Source organism: Stenotrophomonas sp. STEN030 (genome assembly GCF_056759995.1).
The window spans coordinates 1-2,525 of sequence record NZ_JBRREB010000114.1 but is presented as its reverse complement, the minus strand read 5'-3'; the positions used below and the strand labels follow the sequence as shown (position 1 = coordinate 2,525).

Sequence of the window (2,525 nt, the reverse complement as noted above, 5' to 3'; positions counted from 1 at the left end):
TTGTGGTCGGCCCTCCCTTGGCGGGGGGGGGCCTTCCGCCCAACCCCCCGGGGCCTCGGGGGCCCCCCCACTACCGAAAGCAAAGCTTACTCGCGTACAGCGTTCTGGATCAGGGGCCCAGCAGCTCAAAGCTCACCGCTTCGCCGCTCACCGACGAAGCGCATACCCACACATCGAACAGACCAGGCTCTGCTCGGTAGTCACCTTCCACGCCGGTGAAAGCGAGCTGCTGGCGGTCCAGACGGAACTCCACCTCCACCGATGCGCCTGCCGCTACAGCAACCTTCTGGAACGCCTTCAACTCGCGTACCGGGCGTACCCGGCTGGCAACACGGTCGTGCACATACAGCTGCACCACTTCCTCACCCGCCACCGTACTGGTGTTCCTGACATTGGTGCGGATCACAAGCGCGCCATCCCAATCCAGCTGCGGCGTGCTCAAACGCGGTGTTTCATACTCAAAGCGTGCATAGCCGATGCCGTGGCCGAATGCATACAGCGCCGTGTTCGGGAACTCGCGCCAGCGCGATTTGAACTCCGACATGGTCGGCAGCTCTGGGCGGCCACTGCGCGGGTGACTGTAGAAGTACGGCTGTTGGCCCGAGGCATGCGGAAAGCTCACCGGCAGGCGCGCCGAGGGGCTGTAATTGCCGAACAGGATGTCGGCCAATGCATGCCCATTCTGCGTGCCCAGATACCAGGTCACTGCAATGGACTGGGCGTCACGCACCGCACCTTGCAGCGCCAGCGCACGACCATTGCGCAGCAGCACCACCAGCGGCGTGCCGGTAGCAGCAACCGCTTCAGCCAGGGCCTGCTGTACCGGTGGCAAGGTGATATCCACGCGCGACTGCGCTTCACCGCTGTAGCGCTGCGGCTCACCAACTGCCAGCACCACCACGTCAGCTCGCTGCGCGGCAGCGACCGCGGCTTCGATGCCGCCTTCCAGCGGCTCTTCCAATGCGCAGCCAGCCACGACTTCCAATGCTGCCGCATCGCCAAGGGCGGCGCGTACGCCGCTCTCCAGTGTTACGTAGCGCGACTTGTCGCCGAACAAGGTCCAGCAGCCTTCGATATTCTCGTGGTCCTGCACGAACGGGCCAATCAACGCAATCTTCTGGCCCTGTTTCTTCAGCGGCAACAACTGGCCGTCGTTCTTCAGCAACACCACCGAACGGCGCGCGGTGTCGCGCGCAAGTGCATCGTGTTCTGCGATATGCGATTGGTCGGCTTCGCGCTGGGGGTCCAGCGAGCGGTAGGGGTTGTCGAACAAGCCGATGGCATCCTTCAAGCGCAGGATGCGTCGCACCGATTCATCCAGCACCGCCATTGGCACGTCGCCAGCTTGCACCAGTCCTGCCAGATGCTGATCGTAAAAGCCGCTCTGCATGCTCAGGTCGAGCCCGGCCAGGAACGCCTTGCGGGTAGCGTCCACTTCATCGGCCGCATAGCCGTGCGCGATCAGCTCCATGTCGGCGGTGTAGTCGGATACCACCACGCCCTCGAACTTCCATTCCTTGCGCAGCAGATCGGTCAGCAACGCACGGTTGGCACTGGCCGGCACACCGTTGATGTCGTTGAAAGCACTCATCAGCGACAGCGCGCCGGCATCCAGCGCTGCCTTGAACGGCGGCAGATGCACATCGCGCAGAGTCTGCGGCGAGATATCCACCTGCGCGTACTCCATACCTGCGGCGACCGCACCGTATGCCGCGAAGTGCTTGGGCGTGGCCAGCAGCGAATCTTCGGCAGTCAGGTCATCGCCCTGGAAGCCACGCACGCGCGCGGCGGCGAATTCGCAGCCCAGAACCACGTCCTCGCCTGCCCCTTCGGCACCACGCCCCCAGCGCTGATCACGGGCGATATCCACCGCCGGCGCATAGGTCCAGTGGATGCCGGCGGCAGTCGCTTCGATGGCGGTGGCGCGGGCAGTGCGGCAGGCCAGGTCCGGTTCGAAGCTGGCGGCTTCACCCAGCGGAATCGGGAAAACGGTACGCATGCCGTGGATCACGTCGGAGGCGAGGATGACCGGAATGCCCAGGCGGCTTTCTTCCAGCGCCACCTGCTGGATGCGCCGGCCCAGCTCGGCACCGACACCATTGAACAGCGAGCCGACCCGGCCGGAGCGCACCTGTTCCAGCACCTGCTCGGCATTGCGCACATTGGCCTCCGGGTTCACGTCCGGGGCGAACGGCCGGACCATGTCGGCAAATACGCTGAGCTGGCCGACCTTTTCGTCGACTGTCATGCGGGAAATCAGGGATTCAATGCGGTCGGGGGCCACCGGCAGTCCTTCATGTAAACGCTTTCAAGCGGGCAATTCTAGCGCTACGAGCGTGAAGCGGCTGCCGCACGGCCACACCTGTAGTGGGGGGCGGGCATGGGGGGGGGGGGGGCGGGGGGGTTGGGGGGCGGCCTGGGGGGGGGGGGTACGGCCCCCGGCCCAGCCGGGGTCGGCACTACATGAGCAACATCTGCCGAGCATGGCTCGGCACTACATGTGCGTCAGGCGCGCTGCTCACGGG

Annotated in this window: 1 protein-coding gene; it reads right to left on the bottom strand. The window is 65.2% G+C overall.

Features of this window, described 5'->3' with window-relative positions; genetic code table 11:
• Nucleotides 1-109: 109 nt before the first annotated feature.
• A complete protein-coding gene (locus ACVOLR_RS20000; protein ID WP_481537981.1) occupies nucleotides 110-2,284 on the bottom strand; it encodes a glycoside hydrolase family 3 N-terminal domain-containing protein in 2,175 nt (724 codons plus the stop codon).
• Nucleotides 2,285-2,525: the final 241 nt, after the last annotated feature.